The sequence below is a fragment of the Corallococcus sp. AS-1-6 genome (assembly GCF_020037015.1).
Classification (GTDB): domain Bacteria; phylum Myxococcota; class Myxococcia; order Myxococcales; family Myxococcaceae; genus Corallococcus.
Map to the genome: position 1 here is coordinate 66,216 of NZ_JAIQDE010000027.1, position 21,353 is coordinate 87,568.

23 protein-coding genes are annotated in these 21,353 nt (G+C 71.4%); 13 read left to right on the top strand and 10 right to left on the bottom strand.

Going from position 1 to position 21,353, the window contains the following annotated elements:
* Positions 1 to 23: 23 nt before the first annotated feature.
* Positions 24 to 470: a hypothetical protein gene (locus K8612_RS30145; protein ID WP_223764801.1), complete on the bottom strand. Its 447-nt coding sequence runs from the start codon at positions 468 to 470 to the stop codon at positions 24 to 26.
* A 215-nt stretch (positions 471 to 685) separates the two neighbouring features.
* Here K8612_RS30145 and K8612_RS30150 point away from each other — a divergent pair, with 215 nt between their 5' ends.
* Positions 686 to 2,935, top strand: coding sequence for a spermidine synthase (locus tag K8612_RS30150; RefSeq protein WP_223764802.1), 2,250 nt, complete (start codon positions 686 to 688; stop codon positions 2,933 to 2,935).
* Here the strand turns inward: K8612_RS30150 and K8612_RS30155 are convergent.
* From K8612_RS30155 to K8612_RS30165, 3 genes are all read right to left on the bottom strand, one after another.
* Positions 2,932 to 3,705, bottom strand: a complete 774-nt coding sequence (locus K8612_RS30155; RefSeq protein ID WP_223743941.1) for a YoaK family protein — start codon at positions 3,703 to 3,705, stop codon at positions 2,932 to 2,934. The two genes, K8612_RS30150 and K8612_RS30155, sit on opposite strands and share 4 nt — an antisense overlap.
* 120 nt (positions 3,706 to 3,825) lie before the next feature.
* Positions 3,826 to 4,176 (bottom strand): histidine triad nucleotide-binding protein, encoded by a 351-nt coding sequence (locus K8612_RS30160; RefSeq protein ID WP_223743940.1) that lies wholly within the window; start codon positions 4,174 to 4,176, stop codon positions 3,826 to 3,828.
* 62 nt (positions 4,177 to 4,238) lie between these two features.
* The gene (locus K8612_RS30165; protein ID WP_223764803.1) at positions 4,239 to 5,783 is read right to left on the bottom strand and encodes a hypothetical protein; all 1,545 of its coding nucleotides are present in this window, start codon (positions 5,781 to 5,783) and stop codon (positions 4,239 to 4,241) included.
* 9 nt (positions 5,784 to 5,792) lie between these two features.
* Here K8612_RS30165 and hprK point away from each other — a divergent pair, with 9 nt between their 5' ends.
* Together hprK and rapZ are read left to right on the top strand one after the other, a co-directional pair.
* Positions 5,793 to 6,758, top strand: coding sequence for an HPr(Ser) kinase/phosphatase (gene hprK / locus K8612_RS30170; protein ID WP_223743938.1), 966 nt, complete (start codon positions 5,793 to 5,795; stop codon positions 6,756 to 6,758).
* Positions 6,755 to 7,618 carry an RNase adapter RapZ gene (gene rapZ / locus K8612_RS30175; RefSeq protein WP_223743937.1) on the top strand — a complete coding sequence of 288 codons (864 nt, stop codon included), beginning with the start codon at positions 6,755 to 6,757 and terminating at the stop codon, positions 7,616 to 7,618. Before hprK ends, rapZ begins: the two co-directional genes overlap by 4 nt.
* 22 nt (positions 7,619 to 7,640) lie before the next feature.
* On the opposite strand, the gene K8612_RS30180 is transcribed toward rapZ, so the two are convergent.
* Complete coding sequence (locus K8612_RS30180; protein WP_223764804.1) at positions 7,641 to 8,483, bottom strand: imm11 family protein; 843 nt, start codon at positions 8,481 to 8,483, stop codon at positions 7,641 to 7,643.
* A 170-nt stretch (positions 8,484 to 8,653) separates the two neighbouring features.
* Here K8612_RS30180 and K8612_RS30185 point away from each other — a divergent pair, with 170 nt between their 5' ends.
* Positions 8,654 to 9,802 (top strand): ATPase, T2SS/T4P/T4SS family, encoded by a 1,149-nt coding sequence (locus K8612_RS30185; protein WP_223764805.1) that lies wholly within the window; start codon positions 8,654 to 8,656, stop codon positions 9,800 to 9,802.
* Between the two features lie 13 nt (positions 9,803 to 9,815).
* Here the strand turns inward: K8612_RS30185 and K8612_RS30190 are convergent, their stop codons facing one another.
* Genes K8612_RS30190 through K8612_RS30200 form a run of 3 tightly spaced genes read right to left on the bottom strand, consistent with a single transcriptional unit; the run spans position 9,816 to position 12,485 of the window.
* Complete coding sequence (locus K8612_RS30190) at positions 9,816 to 10,265, bottom strand: hypothetical protein (protein WP_223764806.1); 450 nt, start codon at positions 10,263 to 10,265, stop codon at positions 9,816 to 9,818.
* Positions 10,262 to 11,095, bottom strand: coding sequence for a class I SAM-dependent methyltransferase (locus tag K8612_RS30195; protein ID WP_223764807.1), 834 nt, complete (start codon positions 11,093 to 11,095; stop codon positions 10,262 to 10,264). Before K8612_RS30195 ends, K8612_RS30190 begins: the two co-directional genes overlap by 4 nt.
* A 10-nt stretch (positions 11,096 to 11,105) precedes the next feature.
* Positions 11,106 to 12,485, bottom strand: coding sequence for a general secretion pathway protein GspE (locus K8612_RS30200; RefSeq protein WP_223764808.1), 1,380 nt, complete (start codon positions 12,483 to 12,485; stop codon positions 11,106 to 11,108).
* Positions 12,486 to 12,640: 155 nt separating this feature from the next.
* Here K8612_RS30200 and K8612_RS30205 point away from each other — a divergent pair, with 155 nt between their 5' ends.
* From K8612_RS30205 to K8612_RS30245, 9 genes are all read left to right on the top strand, one after another.
* On the top strand, positions 12,641 to 13,672 hold the full coding sequence (locus K8612_RS30205) for an SPFH domain-containing protein (RefSeq protein ID WP_306799747.1): 1,032 nt from the start codon (positions 12,641 to 12,643) through the stop codon (positions 13,670 to 13,672).
* A 22-nt stretch (positions 13,673 to 13,694) separates the two neighbouring features.
* Positions 13,695 to 14,615: an NAD+ kinase gene (locus K8612_RS30210; protein WP_223764810.1), complete on the top strand. Its 921-nt coding sequence runs from the start codon at positions 13,695 to 13,697 to the stop codon at positions 14,613 to 14,615.
* Positions 14,616 to 15,033: 418 nt separating this feature from the next.
* The gene (locus tag K8612_RS30215; protein ID WP_014399911.1) at positions 15,034 to 15,456 is read left to right on the top strand and encodes a PTS sugar transporter subunit IIA; all 423 of its coding nucleotides are present in this window, start codon (positions 15,034 to 15,036) and stop codon (positions 15,454 to 15,456) included.
* A 33-nt stretch (positions 15,457 to 15,489) separates the two neighbouring features.
* The gene (locus K8612_RS30220) at positions 15,490 to 15,975 is read left to right on the top strand and encodes a PTS sugar transporter subunit IIB (protein ID WP_223743929.1); all 486 of its coding nucleotides are present in this window, start codon (positions 15,490 to 15,492) and stop codon (positions 15,973 to 15,975) included.
* A 4-nt stretch (positions 15,976 to 15,979) separates the two neighbouring features.
* Entirely contained in the window at positions 15,980 to 16,699 is a 720-nt protein-coding gene (locus K8612_RS30225; protein ID WP_223743928.1) for a PTS sugar transporter subunit IIC, read from the top strand.
* A 65-nt stretch (positions 16,700 to 16,764) separates the two neighbouring features.
* Entirely contained in the window at positions 16,765 to 17,517 is a 753-nt protein-coding gene (locus K8612_RS30230; RefSeq protein WP_370639999.1) for a PTS system mannose/fructose/sorbose family transporter subunit IID, read from the top strand.
* Between the two features lie 33 nt (positions 17,518 to 17,550).
* On the top strand, positions 17,551 to 17,829 hold the full coding sequence (locus tag K8612_RS30235) for an HPr family phosphocarrier protein (protein ID WP_120561227.1): 279 nt from the start codon (positions 17,551 to 17,553) through the stop codon (positions 17,827 to 17,829).
* 43 nt (positions 17,830 to 17,872) lie between these two features.
* On the top strand, positions 17,873 to 19,684 hold the full coding sequence (gene ptsP, locus K8612_RS30240; protein WP_223764811.1) for a phosphoenolpyruvate--protein phosphotransferase: 1,812 nt from the start codon (positions 17,873 to 17,875) through the stop codon (positions 19,682 to 19,684).
* A gap of 95 nt (positions 19,685 to 19,779) precedes the next feature.
* Positions 19,780 to 20,121: a hypothetical protein gene (locus K8612_RS30245; RefSeq protein ID WP_223743925.1), complete on the top strand. Its 342-nt coding sequence runs from the start codon at positions 19,780 to 19,782 to the stop codon at positions 20,119 to 20,121.
* A gap of 25 nt (positions 20,122 to 20,146) precedes the next feature.
* Here K8612_RS30245 and K8612_RS30250 read toward each other — a convergent pair whose 3' ends face one another.
* Positions 20,147 to 20,689 (bottom strand): MgtC/SapB family protein, encoded by a 543-nt coding sequence (locus K8612_RS30250; protein ID WP_223764812.1) that lies wholly within the window; start codon positions 20,687 to 20,689, stop codon positions 20,147 to 20,149.
* A 12-nt stretch (positions 20,690 to 20,701) separates the two neighbouring features.
* The gene (locus tag K8612_RS30255; RefSeq protein ID WP_223764813.1) at positions 20,702 to 21,307 is read right to left on the bottom strand and encodes an MXAN_6521/LA_1396 family lipoprotein; all 606 of its coding nucleotides are present in this window, start codon (positions 21,305 to 21,307) and stop codon (positions 20,702 to 20,704) included.
* Positions 21,308 to 21,353 lie beyond the last annotated feature (46 nt).

Genomic DNA, 21,353 nt, shown 5'->3' on the forward strand with positions numbered 1-21,353 from the left:
GACGCCTTCTCCAGGGGCGTGCCTCAACGCCGGGTGCCCGCGTCCATCATCTCCAGGTCCGCGCCGGGCCCGGAGCCGCCCGTGCCCGCGTCGAGCCCGGAGCCGCCCGTGCCCTCCGAGGCCGTGCCCCGGTAGCTCTCCGCGAGCCCCGTGCCCAGCTCCCGGCTGCCGCCCGTCTGCTGCCCCAGGCCGGTGTTCCCCTCCATCCGGTTGGGGGCCGCGGTGCCGCCGCCCAGCGAGCTCCGGCTGTTGCTGTTGTAGGGCTTGCCGCCGCCCTCCTCACTGGAGGTGTCGCGCAGCGGGCTGCCCGCCCTTTCTCCAGCCGGTTCGGCGCGGGAACGGTGCTGGAGCTGGACGGGGTCCTGGAACGCTCGCGTCTCCTCCGGGGGCGACTCCTTGCCGCAGCCCCAGCCTCCCAGGGCGCCACCCACCAGCAGTCCCAACCCCACCGCGCGCTTGAAGCCCGTCATGTGTTCCCCCTCGGGCGCGAGCAAGTCCGCGCCTGTCCGTCCGGGAAGTTAGGAACGCTGTCCCCCGGGGCCACCCACCCACGCCGACGGATGCTCGCCCGGTCGCCCGCCGGGCTCCGGGACGTGCCCGTGTTGACAAGACTGTCGCCCTGGCGGGAAACACCCGGAGCGCGGGACCCCTACGCCGTGCGTCTTCCCCCCGCCCCCGAGGCCGCATGGTGCGCTACGCGCTCGCCATCTTCACCAGCGCCTTCCTGCTCTTCGGCGTCCAGCCGCTGGCGGGCCGCTACGCGCTGCCGTGGTACGGCGGCACGCCCGCGGTGTGGACCGCGTGCATGCTGTTCTTCCAGGCCGTGCTGCTCGCGGGCTACGCGTACGCGCACGCGGTGGCCTCCCGGCTGCGCCCGCGCGCGCAGGTCGCCCTGCACCTGGGCCTGCTGGTGGTGGCGCTGGCGGCGCTCGCGGCGCGGGCCTCGTGGACGGGCTCGCCGCTGGCGCCGGGGGACGGCTGGCGCCCCGTGGACGACCACCTGCCCGTGCTCCGGTTGATGCGGATGCTGGCCGCGACGCTGGGCCTGCCCTTCTTCGTGCTCAGCACCACCGGCCCGCTCGTCCAGTCGTGGTTCGCGCGCGCGCGGCCGGAGCGCTCGCCCTACGTGCTCTACGCGCTCTCCAACGCGGGCTCGCTGCTGGCGCTCCTGGGCTACCCGTTCCTCGTGGAGCCCTGGGTGGGCCGGAGCGCGCAGGCGTGGGGCTGGGCCGCGGGCTTCGTCCTCTTCGTCCTCTGCATCCTCGCCTGCGCCCGGGACCTGCTGCGCCGGGCCTCCGCGACGTACGCCCCCGAGTCCTCCACGAGCGCGAGCGCGGAGGCGGTCTCCGAAGAGGACTCCACGGCATCGGCGTCCCGGCGCCCGGGCGTGGGGCGCACGCTGACGTGGCTGGCGCTGAGCACGTGCGCGTCGGTGCTGCTGCTGGCCACGACGAACAAGCTCTCCCAGGACGTGGCGGCGGGCCCCTTCCTGTGGGTGATGCCGCTGGCGGTGTACCTGATCACCTTCATCCTGGCCTTCTCGCGCGAGTCCTTCTACGCGCGCACGCCGTACTCGGTGGGGCTCATCGCCTCCGTGGTGCTGGTGACGTACGCGCACAAGGAGGGCCCCGCGCTGGGCCTGGGGTGGCAGGTGCTCTTCCACGCGTCCGCCCTCTTCACGGGCGCCATGGTGTGCCACGGCGAGCTGTACCGGCGCCGTCCGGCCCCGCGCTACCTGAGCGCCTTCTACCTCTGGGTGTCCGTGGGCGGCGTGCTGGGCGGCGTGTTCGTCAACCTGGTCGCGCCCGCCCTCTTCACCACCTACTGGGAGCACCCGCTGGCGCTGGCCGCGTGCTGCGCGGTGGCCTTCGCGGGGCTGATGCGCAAGCCGAAGGAGGAGACCGCGGTGGCGCGCGGGCAGCGCCTCTTTCGCGGGGCGCTGCTGGTGGGGGTGGCGGTGCACCTGCCGGTGCTCGTCCTCTCGGACCTGGGGCGGGTGCGCTTCGCCGCGCGCAACTTCTTCGGCGTGGTGCGCGTGCTGGAGCTGTCCCCCAACGACCCCCAGCAGCACCAGTACGTCCTGCGCCACGGCGCCATCACCCACGGCTGGCAGTACATCCGCCCGGAGCGCCGCAACCTCCCCACGGCGTACTACACGAAGGACGCCGGCCTGGGGCTCGCGCTCGCGGAGCAGCGCCGGTGGCGGCAGGCGCTGGGGCTGCCCACCGGCCTGCGCGTGGGCATGCTGGGGCTGGGCGTGGGCAACAGCGCCACGCTGATGGCCGCCGGGGACGACGTGCGCTTCTATGAAATCAACCCCGACATCATCGACCTCGCCCGGGGCCAGGGTGGCTTCTTCAGCACGCTGACGGACACGCCCGCGCACGTGGAGGTCGTGGAGGGCGACGCGCGCATCTCCCTGGAGAAGGAGCTGGAGCACGGCTCGCGCCAGTTCGACGTGCTGGCGCTGGACGTCTTCAGCTCGGACGCCATCCCGGTGCACCTGCTCACGAAGGAGGCGGTGGCGCTCTACCTCCAGCACCTGGCGCCGCACGGCGTGCTGGCGCTGCACATCAGCAACCAGCACCTGGACCTGGTGCCCATCAGCCTGGCGCACGCGCGGGCCTCCGGCCTGGCCGCGGCGCTCGTCGCGCGCGACAGCGACGGCGACGCGGTGGCCAGTTCGTGGATGCTGCTGAGCCGGGACCCGGAGTTCTTCTGGGGCTCCACCTTCCACCAGGGCCGGGCGCGCGTGCGCCGGCTGGTGCTGCGCGGCGAGCCGGAGTACGTCTGGACGGACGAGCGCAGCAGCGTGCTCCAGGCGCTGCGTCCCATGAACCAGGGGCGCGCCGTCGCCGACCCGAACGTCGCGGACGCGCCCGTGGCCCCGCGGAGCCCGTCCGCGCCGCCCGTGGTCCAGCCCGCGTCGCCCTAGCGGCCCGGCCCGTCGGGGGGCGGCGGCGAGGGCTTCACGGTCAGCCGCACGTCCAGCGCGGCCAGCACGCCCAGCACCGCGCACGGCAGCGCCAGCGTCACGGCCCCGTGGCGCAGGAACAGGTACGGGCCCAGCGTGGAGCCCCCGAGGAACGCCAGCGCCAGGCCCAGGTGCAGCCGCGTGCGCTCGAACTGCACGGCGGAGGGCAGGTCCCTCACGCGGCTCCACAGCCCCATCGCGCCTTCGCCGCGGATGCCGTCGCGCACCCAGGCCAGCATCTGCACCAACTGGATGCCGATGTCCGTGAGCAGCCCCGTCACGTGCGTGGTGCGCACCACCGCGCCGGACACCCGCGTGACGAGCGCGTTCTGCAGCCCCATGGCGAAGGCGATGCCCCAGAGCAGCACCGGCGCGCGCGTGCCCGGCATGGACGCCATGCCCACGCCCACGCCGCCCAGCACCAGCACCTCCAGCAGCAGCGCGGCCACGTGCCGGCCCCGCGTGCGGTGGCGCGAGGCATCCAGGAGCCCCGTCGCGCAGAAGGCCCCCGCGACGAACAGCGCCATCAACTGCGCGGGCAGCAGCGCCGTGTCCCAGCGGCCCTGGGCCATGAACTCGCCCAGCATGGCCATGTTCCCGGACATGTGGGACGCATGCGAGCCGAGCGCCACGAACCCCATGGCGTTGACCACGCCGGCCACGGAGGCCAGCAGGACGGCGAGGCGGGAGTAGGCACGGCGGGACTGGGGTGACGACTGGGAACTGAACATGACGGGCGGGCCCACCCTGGAAGAAGGGCGGGCCGCGCGCCCGGGAACGCTAGCACCCGGCGCCCCGGAGCGCGTGTCACTCCGCCGGGGCGGACGGCCCGAGGCCAGCCCGGAAGCCGGCTAGCCCGGCGGCCAGTGCAGGGTGCGGCCCGCCAGCAGGTGCAGGTGGATGTGGAACACCGTCTGGCCCGCGTCGCGCTGGGTGTTCATCACCACGCGGTAGCCCGTGTCCGCGAAGCCCCGCTCGCGCGCCACCTTCGCCGCGCCCATGTAGATGCTGCCCACCAGCTCCCGGTCCTCCACCGTGATGTCGTTCACCGTGGGGATGTGCTTGCGCGGGATGAACAGCACGTGGGTGGGGGCCTGGGGGTTGATGTCCTCGAAGGCCAGGCAGTTTTCGTCCTGGTAGACGACCTTCGCCGGGATGAGGCCATCGCGAATCTTGCAGAAGAGGCAGTCGGATTCGGGCATGGCCGTGGCTTACCAACCCGCAGGTGGCGCAGGAAGGGTCTTCCGTGTCCCAACTGTCCCGCTCAGGGCAGTCGCCACGAATAGCCGGGGTCCGGCGTGCAGTCCGCCACGGGCAGCTTCACCAGCGCCAGCGGGCCGTCCTGGACCAGCAGCGTGCCCGCGCCCTCGAAGCCCGCCCGGGTGATGACGTGGCTGAAGCGGCCGGAGTCCCGCCCGGGGCCGGTGTGGGGATACAGCGGCACCTTCCGGTGGAAGTAGCTGTAGCCCCCCGTCCACGCCAGGTGCACCGCCTCCACCTTGAGTCCGCACACGTCGTCGCGCCGGCCCGCCGCCTCCAGCAGCCGGTTGACGGGGCCCTGGTCGTCCCAGGCGCTGTCCCTGGGGCGCACGCGTTCGTACTGGCCCACGTCCCCGAAGGTGAGCGCGCCCGCGCCCGCGCCGGACAGGAGCGCCCCCGCCACCACCGCGACCGTGGCGGTGGCCCTCGCCGGAGCGCCGCGCAGCAGCCGCAGGGCGGAGTCCAGCCCCACGCCCGCGAGCGCCGCGAACAGCGGCAGCACCGGCACCAGGAAGCGCAGCTCCTTGTGCGGCTGGTTCGCGTGCAGGAGGAAGAAGGCCGCGGCCAGGAAGGACAGCCCCCACGCCCGGGGCACGGCCAGCACGGCCAGCGCGGCCGTGAAGACGGTCAGCACCGGCATGGCCGTGCGCAGGACGCGCGGGTAGTACTCGAAGGGCTCCGTGCCCCACTGGGCCGCCTTGCCCTGCACCACGTTGAAGTCCAGGTAGACGATGGCCGAGTGGAACCACCGCCCCCAGGTGAGCCTGTCCAGCAGCCCGAAGGCCAGCGCCCACCCGGACAGCACCGCCAGCGCCACGCCCGCCTGCCGCCACTGGCGCCGGCAGAGGAGCACCGCCACCAGGCCCGCGCAGAAGACGCCGTTCTGCAGCCGCAGGAGCACGGCCAGCCCCAGCAGGGACGCGCCGGTGACGAGCGCGCGCCGGGACGCGGCCCGCGGCAGCGCCAGGGCCAGGCCCAGCGCCACCGGCAGCACGGAGGCGTTCTCGCTCATGGCCCGGGGCGCGAAGTACAGCGGCACGGACGCCAGGGCGAACAGGGCCGCCCCGCCGGAGGCCGCCAGGGTGGAGGCCCCGCACGCGCGGGCGAGCCGCCACGTGGCCCACGCCGTCGCCGCGCCCACCAGCGCGAAGAAGCCCTTCACCAGGGACAGGTAGCCCGCCGGGTCCGTCAGCCCCACCATCCGCCCCAGCCCCAGCACCGCCGCCACCAGCCCGGGCAGGGCCCAGTTCCGGGCCCCCCGGACGAACTCCCAGGCGACGAGCCCGTAGCCGTAGACCAGGCGGTGGGCCGGCTCCAGGCTCTGGTAGACCTCGTCCGGCCAGTAGATGCCGTCGTCGTGGAGCGCCCGGTACAGGCGCAGGGCCGCGCCCAGCACGAGCACGCCCCCCAGCAGGACGAGGCCCAGCCGGCGCTCGAAGGGGGCTTCGCCTGGAGCTCCGGAACCGCCCCCGGGGGCGGCTGTAGGGGAGGCGGGGGGGACGGCGGACACGGTGCGGTTCACCTCCGGAGGCCGGTGGGTGATATCCACGTCCTGACGATGAAATCCATTCGCATCTCCCAGCTCCTCGAGGACCAGGGCCACGACCTGCGGCTGACCCTGATGGCGGGCACCCAGGGGCTGGCGCGCACGGTGGACTCCTCGCGCATCCAGAAGCCGGGCCTGGCGCTGGCGGGCTTCACGGAGCACCTCCACCCGCACCGCGTCCAGGTCTTCGGCAACACCGAAATCTCCTACCTGGCCACCCTGCCGGAGGACGCGCAGCACGCCTCGCTGGCCAAGCTCTTCAGCGAAGAGGACCTGGCGTGCGTGGTGGTCACCAAGGCGCTGGACGTGCCGCGCGCGCTGGTGGACGCCTGCGAGGCGGCGGGCCTTGCGCTGATGAAGACGCCGCTGCTCTCCAGCGAGTTCATCCAGCGGGTGCAGAGCTTCCTGGAGGACGCGCTCACGGAGTCCAGCAGCCTGCACGGCGTGCTGATGGACGTCTTCGGCGTGGGCATCCTGCTGCTGGGCAAGAGCGGCATCGGCAAGAGTGAAATCGCGCTGGACCTGGTGATGCGCGGCCACCGGCTGGTGGCGGACGACATCGTGGACGTCACCCGGCGCAAGGGGGCCGTCTACGGCGCGGGCAACCCGGTCATCAAGCACCACATGGAGATTCGCGGACTGGGCATCATCAACATCAAGGACCTCTTCGGAGTGTCCGCCGTCCGGGAACAGAAGAAGATTGAGCTTGTGATCGAGCTGCAGGAATGGGATCCGCACCAGGAGTACGACCGCCTGGGCGTGGAGGACAAGCACCTGCAGATTGTCGGCGTGGACATCCCCCTGTCGGTCGTCCCGGTGCGTCCTGGACGCAACATGGCCACCATCGTGGAGGTGGCCGCGCGCAACCAACTGTTGAAGCTTCAGGGCCACCATTCGGCGCGAGAGTTCGCCGAGCGACTCAATCGAGCCATCGCCCAGGGGGCGATGCGCCGCACCTTGGGAGAAGAGGTCGAGTGACCGCCCCCGCGAAGCAGATCATCGTCATCACCGGCATGTCAGGTTCCGGTAAGTCCACCGCCATCCGCGCGCTGGAGGACGCCGGCTTCTTCTGCATCGACAACCTGCCGGTGCTCCTCCTGCCCAAGCTCACGGAGCTGGCGGGGGGCGGCAACATCGAGCGCATGGCGCTGGTGATGGACGCGCGTGAGGGCGTCTTCCTCAAGGACGCGCCCCGCGTGCTCGCGGACGTGCGCCGCGCGGGCCACCAGGTGGACGTGCTCTTCCTGGACGCCAGCGACGACAGCCTCATGCGCCGCTTCAGCGAGACGCGCCGCCGTCACCCGCTGGCCCCGGAGGGCACGGTGGCGGAGGGCATCCACCGGGAGCGCGAGGCGCTCAAGGACCTGCGGGAGCTGGCGGACCAGGTCATCGACTCGTCGGCGCTCAACGTGCACGACCTGAAGCGCATGGTGCAGGGGCGCTTCAGCCCGGAGCCCACGACGGGGCCCAGCCTGTCCATCATGTCCTTCGGCTACCGGTACGGCGTGCCGCCGCAGGCGGACCTGGTGTTCGATGTGCGCTTCCTGCCGAACCCGTACTTCGTGCCGGAGTTGAAGGGGCTCACGGGCAAGAACCCGAAGGTGTCCGGGTACGTGCTGGAGCGCGAGGAGACGCAGGCGTTCCTGGAGAAGGTCGTGGACCTCTGCCGGTTCCTGTTCCCGCGCTACCAGAAGGAGGGCAAGGCGTACCTCACGGTGGCGCTGGGGTGCACGGGCGGCAAGCACCGCTCGGTGGCGCTGGCGGCGGAGATGGTGCGCCGGCTGTCCGCGGACTACGGCCGCGTGCAGTTGTGGGACCGGGACATCGAGAAGGAGTAGCCCGGGTCCGGCTCCTGGGCCTTCAGTGCCGGGTGTCCGTCACGGGCGTGAAGCGCGCGCCGGTGACGCCCTCCTTCTCCAGGGCCTCCTTCACGACCTCGGAGACGACGAGGGTGACGGGCCAGCCCCAGGGGCGAAACACGCGGGCGCGGCCCACCTGGTCGGGGTCGATGCGCAGGCCGCGCACGGAGCGGTACTGGCCCACGCGCGCGGGGATGCCGTCGCCGGGGCCATAGCGGTGGATCTCCAGGCAGGCGGCTTCGTCCACGCAGCGGATGAGGCGCGTGGCGACGACGAGGAAGTACGGCTCCGGCTGTCCCTCGATGTGCACGGGGATGAGCTGCACGTCCTCGGGCGCCAGGCGCGCGAACACGGCGGCGACGCGCGGGTGCACCACGGGGGTGAGGCCGGCGCCGGCGAGGCTGAAGTCCAGCGGCGCGGCCCGCTGCTCGTTGGGGATGTGGAGGGGGCCGGGCGGGTCCACGGGGCGCCCGGCGGTGAACATCCACACGTCGCCCACCACCTTGTCCTCCAGGTCCAGCGGGTCGCCGGGCTCCCAGCGGCCGGGGGCGCGGAAGTCGTCGTGCAGGTCGTAGAAGCGCGGGGTGGTGACGCCCGCGCGGCGGGACGTCTTGCGGTTGCTGACGTGCGGGGCGGCCCCGTGCGCGACGATGCGGACGGCCGGGCGGCGCGGGCGGCTGGTGCGGACCGGAGGCGAGGACTCCTCCGCGACCGACGCGCGGGAGCGCCGGGGCGAGGCGACGGTGGGTTCGGTACCGCCGGGCAGGCTCTGCCGGTCCGGGGGGCTGCTTTCGGAGGGGCGGAGCCACAGCCGTCGCAGCGCGTTGGTGAGACGCCTGAACATCAAGCGATGTTACCCAAGCGCCCGCTGGAGGGGAGCCCCTACCGTGGGGCTTTCTCGCCCGTCCTCAAGGCAGGCCGGCAGCCGTACCGGTTTCCAAGGAGGAGAGGGTTGCCCGGGGTTCCGTTTCCCCCGTGGCCGGGGCTTGAGACGCCATGCCATGGTCCGCGCCCATGACGACTCCGAGCCCGAAGTCCGAAGCGCCCGCCACGCCGGAAGCCGTGTTCGCCAGCCTGCTCCAGAAGCTGGAGGAGTCGGGGCGGGCGCCCTCTGGGACGGCCGTATCGCCGAGGACGCCGGAAGCCCTGGCGGCGGCCCTCTTCGACGTCGCGGGGCGGACGGGCGCGGCGATGTTCTCCGTCTGGGCGGCGGACGACACGGACCGCGCCGAGGACGAGGACGACGGTGGCGAGGAGGCCCGGGCGGAGACGGGCGGCCGGGTCATCAACGCGGGCATCACGCTGTACTTCATCGAGAAGGACTCGCCGGACCGCGTGGGGCTGCTGGGGGCGGAGCGGGTGCCGGTGCGTCAGCCCCTGGCTTACGAGCTGTATCGGCCGCTGGGGAAGGCGCTGGCGGAGCACGCGAAGCGGGGCGCGGATCCGGTGATGCCGGACCGGGGCCGCGCGACCTTCCCGGCGGGCGCGGCGGATCCGGACCTCGAGTTCCGCGTGTCGTTCCGCGAAGACGCGCTGGGCACCTGGACCACGGCGCTGGCCCGGGACCGGGAGGCGCGTCAGGCGTATCCGAGCATCTCCAGCCTCCCGCTCTCCGCCGAAGCGGCGGCGTTCCTCCAGGGGCTCTTCAGCCGCCTGGACAGGACGCTGTTCAACGGCCGGATGGTGCTGCTCACGGGAGCCTCCAACACGGGCCGCAGCACGACCTTGCGAGCCGTGATGGATGCGCTGCCGGACAACGTGCACACGCTGGCGGCGGTGGAGGAGCCGAAGGGCGGACCGGGAGGTGCGACCGGCGTCGTGAAGGTGGGCGGGGAGCTGAAGCTGGTGCAGGCGCTGCGTTCATTCCTGCGGCAGGACCCGGACCTCCTCTTCGCGGACGAGGTGCGCACGCTGGAGGACATGCGGATGCTCTGCACCGCGTCGCAAACGGGACACGCCACGGTCTGTGTCCTGGAGGCGAAGACCCCCGAGGAGGGCTACGCCTGGTTGGGTGAAGCGATGCCCGGAGTCCCCACGTATGCGCTCATCGTGCATCACACGCGTGACGCGGCGACGGGTGCCCTCGTGATGACGCTCCACGAGACGAAGCCCACGGACGACGGCGACACGCTGCACGTCGTCCCGTGGTCGCCACAGGGGTGATGAGGATTTCGATTCAGCGTGATGCCGGACGCCTGGAGTCGCGGCTGACAGGCTTGTTCAGCTTGCGCATCACCCTCGTCTTCCTGAGGCGCTGGGGCGCGGTCTGCTTGGGCTTGGGCTCTGGGAAGAGGATCCCGATGGTCTCCTTCTCTACGGCGTACCGGAAGTGGAATGGAGGCCCCGCACCCAGGGGACTCCACCCCGCCGCGAGTGCCCGCCGGATGACGTCGCGAACGATGCCCGGAGTAACGCCGGTCTGATGCGGGGCCATCCAGTTGTCCGGCCGGCTGATGCCAAGGTCGACGACGAGCACGCTCCGCGGGACTTCTTCGCTGGCCTGGACCGCCAGGAGCATGGGCGAGTGGGCGACGCCTTGGGCATACGTGGGCGTTTTCCGGATGCGCCAATCGTAATGGGTCTCACCGAAGAGAACCCGGCGAGTGCCCTTCTTGGAAAGCGTCATGTCGCGAGGACCTCCCGTGTCGCCATCAGTTGCCGCATGCCCCACCGCAACGGAACGCTGCCATCCGAGCGTCGCAGCGGTTCCACGGCGTGGAGGAACGAGGCCTTGAGTGACGCCTGTGCCGCCGGAGACAAGCGGTCCGCGTCATACGTCGTGAGCAGCGACTCCCAGACCTCCTGAGGGGGCCCATCCCCCTGCACGGAGAGGGACCGCACCGTGACGTCCACGAAGCCCTCGGCGAAGAGTGCTCGCAACCCATCGCTGGAACGGACCTTCGCATCGCCCAGCCGCGTGGGAGGAACCGCCGCGGCGTTCTTCATGAGCCCGGCGAACACCTCCAGCGCACTGCCCGGCACCAGGTCTCCCCCGACGACGATGGACACCCGTCCGCCCGGCTTCAGCACACGCCGAAGCTCCGCGAGCACGGTCTCCACGTCGTCCATCAGCATGAGCGCCAGGTGGCTCAGCACGACGTCGACACTGGCATCCCCGAACGGAAGCGACTGCGCCCGTCCCTGGAACAACGTCGCTGCCCCATTCAACCGCGCCCGTGCCGCAGCAAGCTCGTGCTCGCTCATGTCGAGCCCCAGCAGAGACAGCCCTGGCTGCTTCCTCCGGGCAAGCAGCTCCAGGAGGTATCCATCCCCACAAGCCAGGTCGAGCAGCGTCAGGGGGCGCGCATCGTGAGGCACGACCGCCTCCAGCAGCGCATAGCTCGAAGGCGCCGTCCCACCCTCGACCTCGACCGGAGCGGAAGCGAACCACCGCGAGGTCACTCCGGCGAGGCGCGCATGGAAGTCCAGCAGGTACGACTCGGAAGGGGAGGGCATGGGCACCTCTTCAGCGCCGGGGCTTCTTCTGTCCCGCGTTCGTGGCTTCAGCGGTGAGCGCCAGCACGGAGTACAGGTTCATCGTGTAGACGCTGTTCTCCGGCTCCAGGTCGGAGGCCTTCTGGAAGAACGCACTGGCACGTTCGTAGTCACGCTGGTGGTTCAGGAGGATCATCCCCATGCGGTTGTAGAGCGGCGCGGGCTTTTGCAGGAGCCCGATGCTCCGCTCCAGCAGGTCCAGCGCCTCCGCCATCTTCCCCGCCTGCTCCAGCCGCACCACGCGCTGGAGCACCTCCTCCTGCGCGTCCTCCTTCCGGGCCGCTGGAGCCACGGGAGAAGGCATCGGCGCCTGCCGCGGAGCCTGGGCACGGGCTGCTGGAGCCGCAGGGGCAGCCGCCACCTTCGCGGCCGGAGCCGGCGGCGCGGTCTTCGGCTCACCCCGCCCGAACACCGGCGTCCCATCTCCGGAGAACGCCACCTCCGCCGATGCCAGCGTGCCCACCAGCTTCGTCACGCCGCGCTCCGACAGCGACTCGAACACCGCGCGCAGCTCCAGCTCCGTCACCTGGGTGATCATCGCCATGTCCGACAGCGCCGTGCGCCCGTCCACGAACGACAGCACGTACGCCTCGAACGGGCTCAGCGGCCGGTTCACCAGGTCCAGCCCCGCCACGATGACCGGCCGCACCGGAGGCCCCTTCGCCTTCGCCTGCGCTTGGAACGTCACCACCCGCGTCGCCTCCTGCTGGGGCGGACGCGGCACGCCGCGCGCTCCCGTCTGCTCCGGCTTCGTGAGCAGCGCGCGCACCAGCGACACGTTGTCCCTCGGCGGCAGGTCCTCCACGCTCCTCACGAGCAGCAATTCACAGCGCGCGCACTGGAAGTCCCCCGGCTTGCACGACGCGCCACAGTGCGGACACGCCAGGTCCTCCGGCGGGTGCTCAAAGGCGTGCGCGTCCGCGTAGTAGTGCTTGCGGATGGCCGCGCGGATGGACCTGCGCACCGCCACGAACGGCAGCACCTGCGCCACGCCCACCGTCTTCGCTATCTCCTCCAACGCCCGCTGCCGCTGCGGCTCGGAGATGGCCACGTACAGCGCGTCCTGCGCCAGCCGCAGCGGCATGAAGTCGAAGCCCTCCGCCAGCCGCACCGGCACCCGCTCCAGCAGGCCCGGGTCCACCTTCGCCTGCGCCAGCTTCTCCGTGGACACGAAGCGCGTCTTCAGCTCCTGCGCCAGCAGCCGCAACACCGGCGTCTCGTCCACGCCCAGCCGCACCAGGCACTCGCCCAGCTTCAGCCCCGTCTCCTTCTGCCGCGCGAGCGCCCGGGACAACACCTCCGGCGTCAGCACTCCATCCAGGATCAACTGCTCCCCGAGCTTGCGCGTCATGCCCCCGATTCAAGGACGCCCAAGCCCACCCCGTCCACCGGCATCCACGCCACCTACACCGCTTTCCCGCACACCTTGTTGCGAATGTGTATGAGGGACACTAAGATGGTGTCGAAGTTACACAAACCGCCACGGCGGGCGAGGGGGATTCGCGGATGTTCATCGGATACATGAAGTCAACGCCGACCACGTACGTGATGCAGTACCGGGACGGCGAGGTGGTCCGGGAGGGCGCGGGCCTGTCGTTCCTCTATTGGAAGCCGGCGACGACGCTGGTGGCGGTGCCCCTGTCCAGCGCGGACGTCCCGTTCGCCTTCAACGAGGTCACCCTCGACTTCCAGCCGGTGACGATTCAAGGGCAACTGACGTACCGGGTAGAGGACCCGCGCCGGCTGGCGGGGCTGCTGGACTACTCGCTCACCCCGGGAGGACGTCACCGCTCGGACGACCCGGAGAAGCTGGCGGACCGGCTGGTGCAGGCCGCGCAGGTGCGCGCCCGCGCGGTGGTGCAGTCCCTGAGCCTGCGCGAGGTGCTGGTGCAGTCCGACCTGCTGGAGGCCCGGGTGCTCGCGGCGCTGGCGGAGGCGGAGTCCGTGAAGTCGCTGGGCGTGCACGTGATGGCCTTCTCCGTGCTCTCCATCCAGCCCACGCCGGAGATGGCGCGAGCCCTGGAGGCCGCCGCGCGCGAAGCCCTCCAGCGTGAAGCGGACGAGGCCATCTACGCCCGCCGCAACGCGGCCGTGGAGCAGGAGCGCCGCATCAAGGAGAGCGAGCTGGCCACGGAGCTGGTGGTGGAGGAGCGCCAGCGCCAGATTCGCGAGGCGAAGATGGCCGCGGACATCGCGGTGGAGGAGCAGCGCGCCGCCCTCATGGAGCGCTGGGCCCAGAACGAGCGCCAGTCCGCGGACGCGCGCGCGTACACCCTGGAGAAGACGCTGGAGCCGGTGAAGAACGTGGATTGGAAGACGCTGCTGGCCACGTCCGCCAACGGCGGCGACCCCGCGCTCCACATCGCCCTGGCCTTCCGCGAGATGGGCGAGAACGCGGAGCGCATCGGCGAGCTCAACGTGTCGCCGGACCTGCTGCGCTCGCTCCTGCCCTCGGACGTGGGCCCGAACCCGGGACCCCGCTCGGGCCCCAAGCCGAACAAGCCCGGCCGCGCGGACGTGCAGCACTTCGACCGCTGAAGGCCCCGGAAGGAGTCACGCCATGTTCGAGAAGGTCGTCCTCGTCACGCGCAAGACGCGGCTGGCGGACCTGGTGGTCCGCTTCAACACGAAGAAGCAGGCGAAGTTCTACGTGGAGCACAACGGCCAGGACTTCCACGGCTTCGAGGCGGAGGACGACGCCTACCGCCGCGCGGTGGACGGCCTGCGCTCGCGTCTGGATGTGGGGCTGCCGGTGCAGCAGGTGGACCGCTCGCTCGTGCCCACCTTCCTCTTCACCGGCAAGGAGGTGGTGGTGGCGGTGGGGCAGGACGGGCTCGTCGCCAACGTGGCCAAGTACGTGGGCAGTCAGCCGCTCGTGGGCGTGAACCCGGATCCGGACCGCTTCGACGGCGTGCTGCTGCCCTTCCTCCCGCGCGACGCCCGGGCCGCCGTGCAGCGCACCCTGGAGGGCCGCGCGAGGCTGCGCGAGGTGCAGCTCGCGGAGGCGCGGCTGCAGGACGGCCAGCGGCTGCTCGCCTTCAACGACCTGTTCATCGGCGCGCGCACGCACGTGTCCGCCCGCTACCAGCTCCGCCACGGCGGGAAGGAGGAGTCGCAGTCCTCCAGCGGCGTGCTCGTGTCCACGGGCGCGGGCTCCAGCGGGTGGCTGTCCTCCGTGTTCGCGCTCGCGCGGGGCCTCACCCGCTGCACGGGCGGCACGCCGGGGAAGCCCTGGACGCTCGGCTGGGAGGACGCGCGGCTCGCCTTCGTCGTGCGCGAGCCCTTCGTCAGCCGTCACTCCGGCGCGGACCTCGTCGGCGGCTTCGTCACCGCGGAGCAGGAGCTGGTGCTCGAGTCCCGCATGCCCCAGGGCGGCGTCATCTTCAGCGACGGCATGGAGGAGGACTTCCTCACCTTCGGCGCCGGCGCCACCGCGCGCATCCGGCCCGCCGAGCAGAGGGCTCGCCTGGTCGTCCACTGAGACACCGCACCCGATGTAACGGGTCCCCAGAACCCGGCGCGCCCCGAGTACCGTTGGACCTCGCGGGCCCTCCTGGGATTCCCAGGTGATACCGCCGCTCCCGCGCGATGGCACGGCCGGCTCCCTACCCACCGAGCGGGGACACCGGCCTCGTCCCGCGGGGCACGCACCGCGGGGCCACACCGCGCATCTCCTCTAGCGTGGGGAGACCGCGCCCGGCTCCCCGTCCGGCAGACGACACCGTGTCCCTTCCCCGGACCTGAAATTCCAGGCATGGTGGGCGCAGTCGCCTTACCTTCGAAGCGAAGTGGTTGGGGCAGCGGTTCCCAGGTGCAGGCGGAAAACTTCGCCGGAGTTGCGTCCGGTCGTTGATGGGCGTAGGACGCAAATCTCCCGGGAAGTGGCTCAGGGGTGATCAATGGTCGGCCTCGTCATCGCATCGCACGGGCGTCTCGCGGATGAGCTTGTCTCTACCGCTGAACAGATCGTGGGCAAGCTGCCCGCCGTGGCCACCTGCAACATCGAGCCGGGGGCTCCCGTCGAGGACCTCCGCGCCAAGATGAAGCAGGCGGTGAAGGCCGTGGATGAAGGGGACGGCGTCATCATCATGGCCGACCTCTTCGGAGGGACCCCCTGTAAGGAATCGCTGATGATGTGTCAGCGGATGAATCTGGAAGTCCTGGCCGGCGTCAATCTGCCCATGCTGCTGAAGGCCAACTCGCTCCGTTCGGAGCAGATGGCCCTGTCGGACATGGCCAACCAGCTGGCGTCGTACGGCCAGCGCAACATCACCTGTGCATCCGCCCTGCTTCGCGAGGCCCAGCAGCAGCCGCGAACTTGACGGACCCGTACGGGTCGGCGATTCGAGACTGTCGTGATCACCCTGGTCCGCGTCGACAACCGCCTCATCCACGGTCAGGTGGTCGAAGCCTGGCTCCCCCACCTCAAGGTGTCCCGAGTGGTGGTGGCGGACGATGAGGCGGCCTCCAGTCCCCTCATCCGTGCCGCCATGGCGCTCGCCGTGCAGAGCGCCATCGAGGTGCAGATCCTCCCCCTGGCCCAGGTGGACTTCGCCGCCCTGTCCAGGGACGGCGTGCGCACGCTGGTGCTCCTGAGGGACGTCGCCTCCGTGCCCTTCGCCTTCCAGCACGGGCTGGTGATGGACCAGCTCAACCTGGGCAACGTGCACTTCGGCACCGGGAGGCGGCAGGTGTCGCCGTCCGTCTTCCTGGCGGAAGGGGAGCTGCAGGCCCTCCAGCAGTTGTCCGCGCAGGGCGTGCGCGTGGAGGCGCGCGCCGTGCCCGCGGAGAAGTCCGTGGACCTGCCGGACCTGACCGAGCGCTGGTCGAAGGCCGGGTGAGCCGGTGAACGTCGGCTGGACCCAGGTGGCGCTCGCGTGTCTCTGGGGGGGCCTGGTGGCCGTGGAGCGCAAGGCGTTCCTCCAGGCCATGCTGTCCCGGCCCCTGGTGGCCGCCACGTTCATGGGCGCCCTGTTGGGCGACGTGGGCGGGGGCCTGTCCGTCGGCATGCTGCTGGAGCTGTTCTACCTGGGCACCGCCAACCTGGGCGCCTCCCTGCCGGAGAACGACACGCTCGCGGCCACCGGCACCGCCGCCGCCGCGGCCACCCTCACCGCCGCCACCGGCGCGGGCTCCACGCCGGCCATCTGGTCGCTCGCCGTGCTGCTCTTCATCGGGCTGGGGCGGGTGGGGCGCAGGCTGGACCGGCTGCTGGAGGGCTACTCCGCCCGGCTCGCGCGCGTGGCGCTGGCGTCCGCGGAGGCCGGCAACCTCCACCGCGCCATGCGGCAGAACCTGTGGGGCATGTGGCCGCACTTCGCGGCCTACGGCGCCATCACCGGCGCGTGCGCCATGGCCGGCTACTTCCTGGAGCCGCTGATGGTGGCGCTGCCGCACGGGATGGTGCGCGGCCTGGCGTGGGCGTACCCGGCCATGGCGTCCGTGGCGGCGGCCATCGCCGCGCAGTCCAGCCACGCGAAGCGCGCGCCCCTGTACGCGGGCCTGGCCGCGGCGGCCGTCACCGCGGCGGTGGTGCTGGTGCAGTTGCAGGAGCAGCGGCCTTGAGCTCGACGCCCACGCCCACGCCCGCGCCTCCGGTTCCCGCCGCCGCGCCGGCCTTCACGCCGCCCGTGCGGCTGTCGCGGGGCACGCTCCTGCGCGTGTTCCTGCGCTCGCTCTTCCTCCAGGCGTCGTGGAACCCCAAGGGCATGCAGAACCTGGGGCTCGCGTACGCGGTGTACCCGGCGCTGGCGAAGCTGTACCCGCCGGGCCCGCAGCGCGAGGCGGCGGTGCGCAGGCACCTGGTCTTCTTCAACACGCACCCCTACGTGGCGGCGGCCATCGTGGGCGGCGTGGTGAACCACGAACAGAAGATTGCCCGGGGGGAGGAGACGCCGGACCGGGTGGTGGGCTTCAAGGCGGCGCTGATGGGGCCGCTCGCGGCGCTGGGGGACGGGTTCTTCTGGCTGTCCCTCAAGCCCGCGGTGGGCGGGCTGTGCGCGGCCATGGTGCCGCTGTTGGGCGTCTGGGCGGTGGCGCTCTTCCTGGTGCTGTACAACCTGGTGCACCTGCTCTTGCGCATCCGGCTGTACTGGCTGGGCCTGAGTCTGGGAGACCGGTTGGTGGAGGCCGTGGCGCGGGTGAACCTGCCCGCCAAGGGCGCGCGGCTCCGGGGCGTGGCGGCGGCGAGCGCGGGCGGCCTGGCCGCGTGGCTGGCGGTGAGCTTCGGGGCGACGGCGGGCGGGACGTGGGCGCCGTTCCTGGCGGTGGGGTGCCTGGCGGTGGGCGTGTTGGCGTACGTGCTCGTCAACCGGCGCGTCCCCACCTACGTGGTCCTCTACGTCGCGGCGGGATTGGCCTGCGCGGCGGGAGCCTTTCTGTGAGTACGAACAGTCGAGTGAAGCGGGAGTCGCACGATGGCCAGTGAAGCCGAGGGAACCTTCGAGATCATCAACGCGCTGGGGCTGCACGCCCGGGCCGCGGCGCAGATGGTCAAGGTGGCCAATCGCTTCAAGAGCGAGGTCTTCATCAAGGCCTCCGGGCAGCGCGCCAACGCCAAGTCCATCATGGGCGTGCTGATGCTCGCGGCGGCCCAGGGCACCCAGGTGACCCTCACCTGCAAGGGCGAGGACGCCGAGGCCTGCTTGTCCGAATTGAAAAAGCTCATCGAGGACCGGTTTGGCGAAGCGCAGTGAGCGTCCAAAGGGGCGTTAGACTCCCCGTGAGGTCAGGAGAACCGTGAGCAGCCAGGCCACCCCTACACTCAGGTTGACGGGCATCGGCGCCTCCCCGGGCATCGCCGTGGGCCATGCCTTCATCCTGGACAGGAAGCGCATCCGCACGCCCAAGCTGCGCCTGGCGGACGCGGAGGTGGAGCCCGAGCGGATGCGGATGAAGACCGCCATCGACCTGTCCGACCGCCAGCTCGCGGAGTTGAAGGACCAGATCACGCGCACGGAGGGCAGCGACCACGCCCTCATCCTGGAAGCGCACCGGCTGATGCTCCACGACCCCATGCTCGTGGACGAGGTCAACCGCCTCATCGTGGAGGACCGCATCAACGCGGAGTGGGCGGTGCGGCGCACGGCCCGGAAGATCAAGCACCTCTTCGACAACATCCCGGACGAGTACTTCCGCGAGCGCCGCTCGGACGTGGACTACGTGGCCGACCGCATCATCCGCAACCTGATGGGCCAGGTGGTGGACGAGGACGTGGAGGTGCCCGCGGAGGCCATTGTCGTCGCGCATGACCTGCCGCCCGCGGACGCCGCGATGATGGCTCGCAGCGGACGCGTGGCGGGCTTCGTCACCGACCTGGGCGGACAAACGAGCCACACCGCCATCGTCGCCCGCGCGCGGGAGACGCCCGCGGTGGTGGGCGCGGGGCGCGCGAGCGAGCAGATCTCCCCGGGCGACCTGGTCGCCATGGACGGCACGCGCGGCGTGGTGCTGGTGAACCCCACGGAGGACCAGCTCGCGCTGTTCCGCGAGGAGCAGCGCCGCTACCTGGAGAGCGAGCAGTTGGCGCTGGCCACGAAGGACCAGCCCTCGGTGAGCACGGACGGCTTCCGCATCCGGCTCAACGGCAACATGGAGTTCCTGGAGGAGATCCCCTCGCTGCTGGCGCACGGCGCGGAGGGCATCGGCCTGTACCGCACGGAGTTCATGTTCCTGGACCGCAAGACGGCGCCCACGGAGGAGGAGCACTACCGCGCCTACAAGCAGGTGCTGGAGGCCATGGGCGGGCGCCCCGTCACCATCCGCACGCTGGACCTGGGCGGCGACAAGGTGCCGGGCAAGACGAAGCACGAGAAGGAGCCCAACCCGGCCATGGGCCTGCGGGCCATCCGCTACTGCCTGTCCAACCGGGAGCTGTTCCGCGTCCAGTTGCGCGCCCTGCTGCGCGCGAGCGTGCACGGCAACCTGCGGCTGATGTTCCCGCTCATCTGCGGCGTCAGCGAGCTGCGGGAGGCGCGCACGGAGCTGGAGGCGTGCCGCACGGCGCTGGGGCGGGCGGGAGTGCCGGTGGGCAAGCGCTTCCCGGTGGGCATCATGGTGGAGACGCCCAGCGCGGCGACCATCGCGGACCGGCTGGCGCAGGAGGCGGACTTCTTCTCGGTCGGCACCAACGACCTCATCCAGTACTCGCTGGCCATCGACCGTCAGAACCGCGAGGTGGCGTACCTCTACCGGCCGCTGCACCTGTCGGTGCTGCGCATGCTCCAGAACATCGTGGACGCGGCGAAGGCCGCGAACATCCCCGTCTCCATGTGCGGCGAGATGGCGGGCGACCCGCTCTTCACCCTGGTGCTCCTGGCGCTGGGCTTCGACGAGCTGTCCATGACGTCCGGGCAGATCCCGGTGGTGAAGCGGCTGATGCGCCGGGTGAGCCGGAGCGAAGCGGTGGAGATGCTCCAGGGCGCCATGGAGCTGACGACCGCGGAGGAGATCGAGCGCTTCGTGCGCACGGAGATGGACCGGCGCTTCGGCGGCGGCCAGGAAGGCTCGCTGCTGTCACCGGTGCGTGATGTTGAACCTGAGTCCGTGTAGGCCCTGCTCCCCCGCGTGAATGCGTGGGGGGAGGGGGTCGCCGTTTCCAGGCGGAGTGCACACGTTCGCCGGACACGGATGCAGGAGGCAGCAGCGTGTTCAAGCCAACGGACATTCAGCGGGGAATGGTGGTGCGGGACCGGGACGGAGAAGCGCTCGGCGGCATCGTCGCGGTGGATCCGCGCGGCTTCACCATCGGCAAGGGGCGCATCTTCGAGCGGGAGTACCCGGTGCGCTTCTCCGAGGTCGACGACCTGGACGGGGACGACGTCTACCTGCGCCGGGACCTGGCCAGCCTCCCGGGCGCCATCCTGGCGGAGGGCGCGCTGGACCTGGACGATGAAGCGCGCCACAACATGGAAGACGCCTCGCACGCGCCGCACCGGCCGGTGGTCTACACGCACGACCTGACGGGCGCGCTGGTGCCCATGGAGTAGCGGGCGTCCGCACGCACCGCTCGCGTCACTCGGGACGGGACTCCCCTTCACCGGTGGGGGGCCCGTCCTCGCTGTTCTTGCCCTCTGGCGGCTGCTCGTGTCGCCCGCCTCCTCCGTGCCGTCCTGCCTCGGGTGACAGCAGCCGGGAGAGGGGGCGCAGCACCACCAGCGACAGGAGCGCCAGGGCCACGGTGACGCCGGCCGCCACGTAGAGGCCCAGCCCGCAGGCCAGGCCCACCGCCGCCGTCAACCAGAGGTTCGCCGCCGTGGTGAGCCCCCGCACCGCTTCCCCGTGGCGCAGGATGACGCCCGCGCCCAGGAAGCCGATGCCCACCACAATCTGGCTGGCGATGCGGCTGATGTCCGCCCGCGTGCCGCTGGGGTCCGCTCCCATCCGGAGCAGCTCCTCCGTGTACACGCTGGAGAGCGTGAAGCAGCACGCCCCCAGCGCCACCAGCGTGTGCGTGCGCAGCCCCGCGGCCTGGTTGCGCGCCTCGCGCTCCACGCCCAGCACGCCGCCCAGCAGCGTCGCGAGCATCAGCCTTCCGATGAGGACGTGGGTTTCCACCGGACCGCGAGGCTACTCGCCCAGGTCGATCTTCTCGTCCTTGTCCGCGTCGTTCAGTTCGGGACTGGGCAGCGTGTCCAGCGTGGCCACCAGCAGCTTGTAGGACGGCACCACGTAGGGCTCCACCTCCTGGCCCAGCTCCGTCACGTACTGCTCCTTGCGCTCCACGTACTTCTTGTCCTCGGAGTCCCAGCTTCCGCCCGCCTCCGCGGCCCACACCTCCTGGCCGTCGCGGCAGCGGATGAGCTGCGCGCGCACCGCCACCTCCGCGCCGTCACCCACGCGCTTCACCGCCGGGTCCAGCCAGAGCACGCCCTCGATGCCCTCCACGCACTGGTCCTTGAAGGTGGGGTCCGTGGGGCGCTCGGGGAGGGACGTGTTGGCCTTCACGATGTAGTCCCGGTTCTGGTTCAGCCACTGCCGGGCGATGAGGCTCCACAGGTCGCCAATGTACTGCTGCCCTTGAGGGAACGGCTGCGTCACCACCGCCAGCCGCTTCACCTGCAGCCGGTCCACCGTCGCGTAGTCGGGACGCAGCCGCTGGCTCTTCACCGTGCTCGCGCAACCCGTGAGCACCATCAGGCCCAGCACCGCGCCCACCCGCTTGAACGTCCCCATGGCTTGAAGCTCCCGAAGAAAAGAACGGCCCCGCGCTTCCCTCAAG

Coding starts and splice junctions, on each gene's coding strand:
- K8612_RS30205 (WP_306799747.1), top strand. CDS start 12,641: ATGTTCATCGGATACATGAAGTCAACGCCGACCACGTACGTGATGCAG.
- K8612_RS30155 (WP_223743941.1), bottom strand. CDS start 3,705: ATGTTCAGTTCCCAGTCGTCACCCCAGTCCCGCCGTGCCTACTCCCGC.
- K8612_RS30160 (WP_223743940.1), bottom strand. CDS start 4,176: ATGCCCGAATCCGACTGCCTCTTCTGCAAGATTCGCGATGGCCTCATC.
- hprK (WP_223743938.1), top strand. CDS start 5,793: ATGAAATCCATTCGCATCTCCCAGCTCCTCGAGGACCAGGGCCACGAC.
- K8612_RS30180 (WP_223764804.1), bottom strand. CDS start 8,483: ATGTTCAGGCGTCTCACCAACGCGCTGCGACGGCTGTGGCTCCGCCCC.
- K8612_RS30185 (WP_223764805.1), top strand. CDS start 8,654: ATGACGACTCCGAGCCCGAAGTCCGAAGCGCCCGCCACGCCGGAAGCC.
- K8612_RS30145 (WP_223764801.1), bottom strand. CDS start 470: ATGACGGGCTTCAAGCGCGCGGTGGGGTTGGGACTGCTGGTGGGTGGC.
- K8612_RS30210 (WP_223764810.1), top strand. CDS start 13,695: ATGTTCGAGAAGGTCGTCCTCGTCACGCGCAAGACGCGGCTGGCGGAC.
- K8612_RS30190 (WP_223764806.1), bottom strand. CDS start 10,265: ATGACGCTTTCCAAGAAGGGCACTCGCCGGGTTCTCTTCGGTGAGACC.
- K8612_RS30150 (WP_223764802.1), top strand. CDS start 686: ATGGTGCGCTACGCGCTCGCCATCTTCACCAGCGCCTTCCTGCTCTTC.
- K8612_RS30215 (WP_014399911.1), top strand. CDS start 15,034: ATGGTCGGCCTCGTCATCGCATCGCACGGGCGTCTCGCGGATGAGCTT.
- K8612_RS30195 (WP_223764807.1), bottom strand. CDS start 11,095: ATGCCCTCCCCTTCCGAGTCGTACCTGCTGGACTTCCATGCGCGCCTC.
- K8612_RS30235 (WP_120561227.1), top strand. CDS start 17,551: ATGGCCAGTGAAGCCGAGGGAACCTTCGAGATCATCAACGCGCTGGGG.
- K8612_RS30200 (WP_223764808.1), bottom strand. CDS start 12,485: ATGACGCGCAAGCTCGGGGAGCAGTTGATCCTGGATGGAGTGCTGACG.
- K8612_RS30255 (WP_223764813.1), bottom strand. CDS start 21,307: ATGGGGACGTTCAAGCGGGTGGGCGCGGTGCTGGGCCTGATGGTGCTC.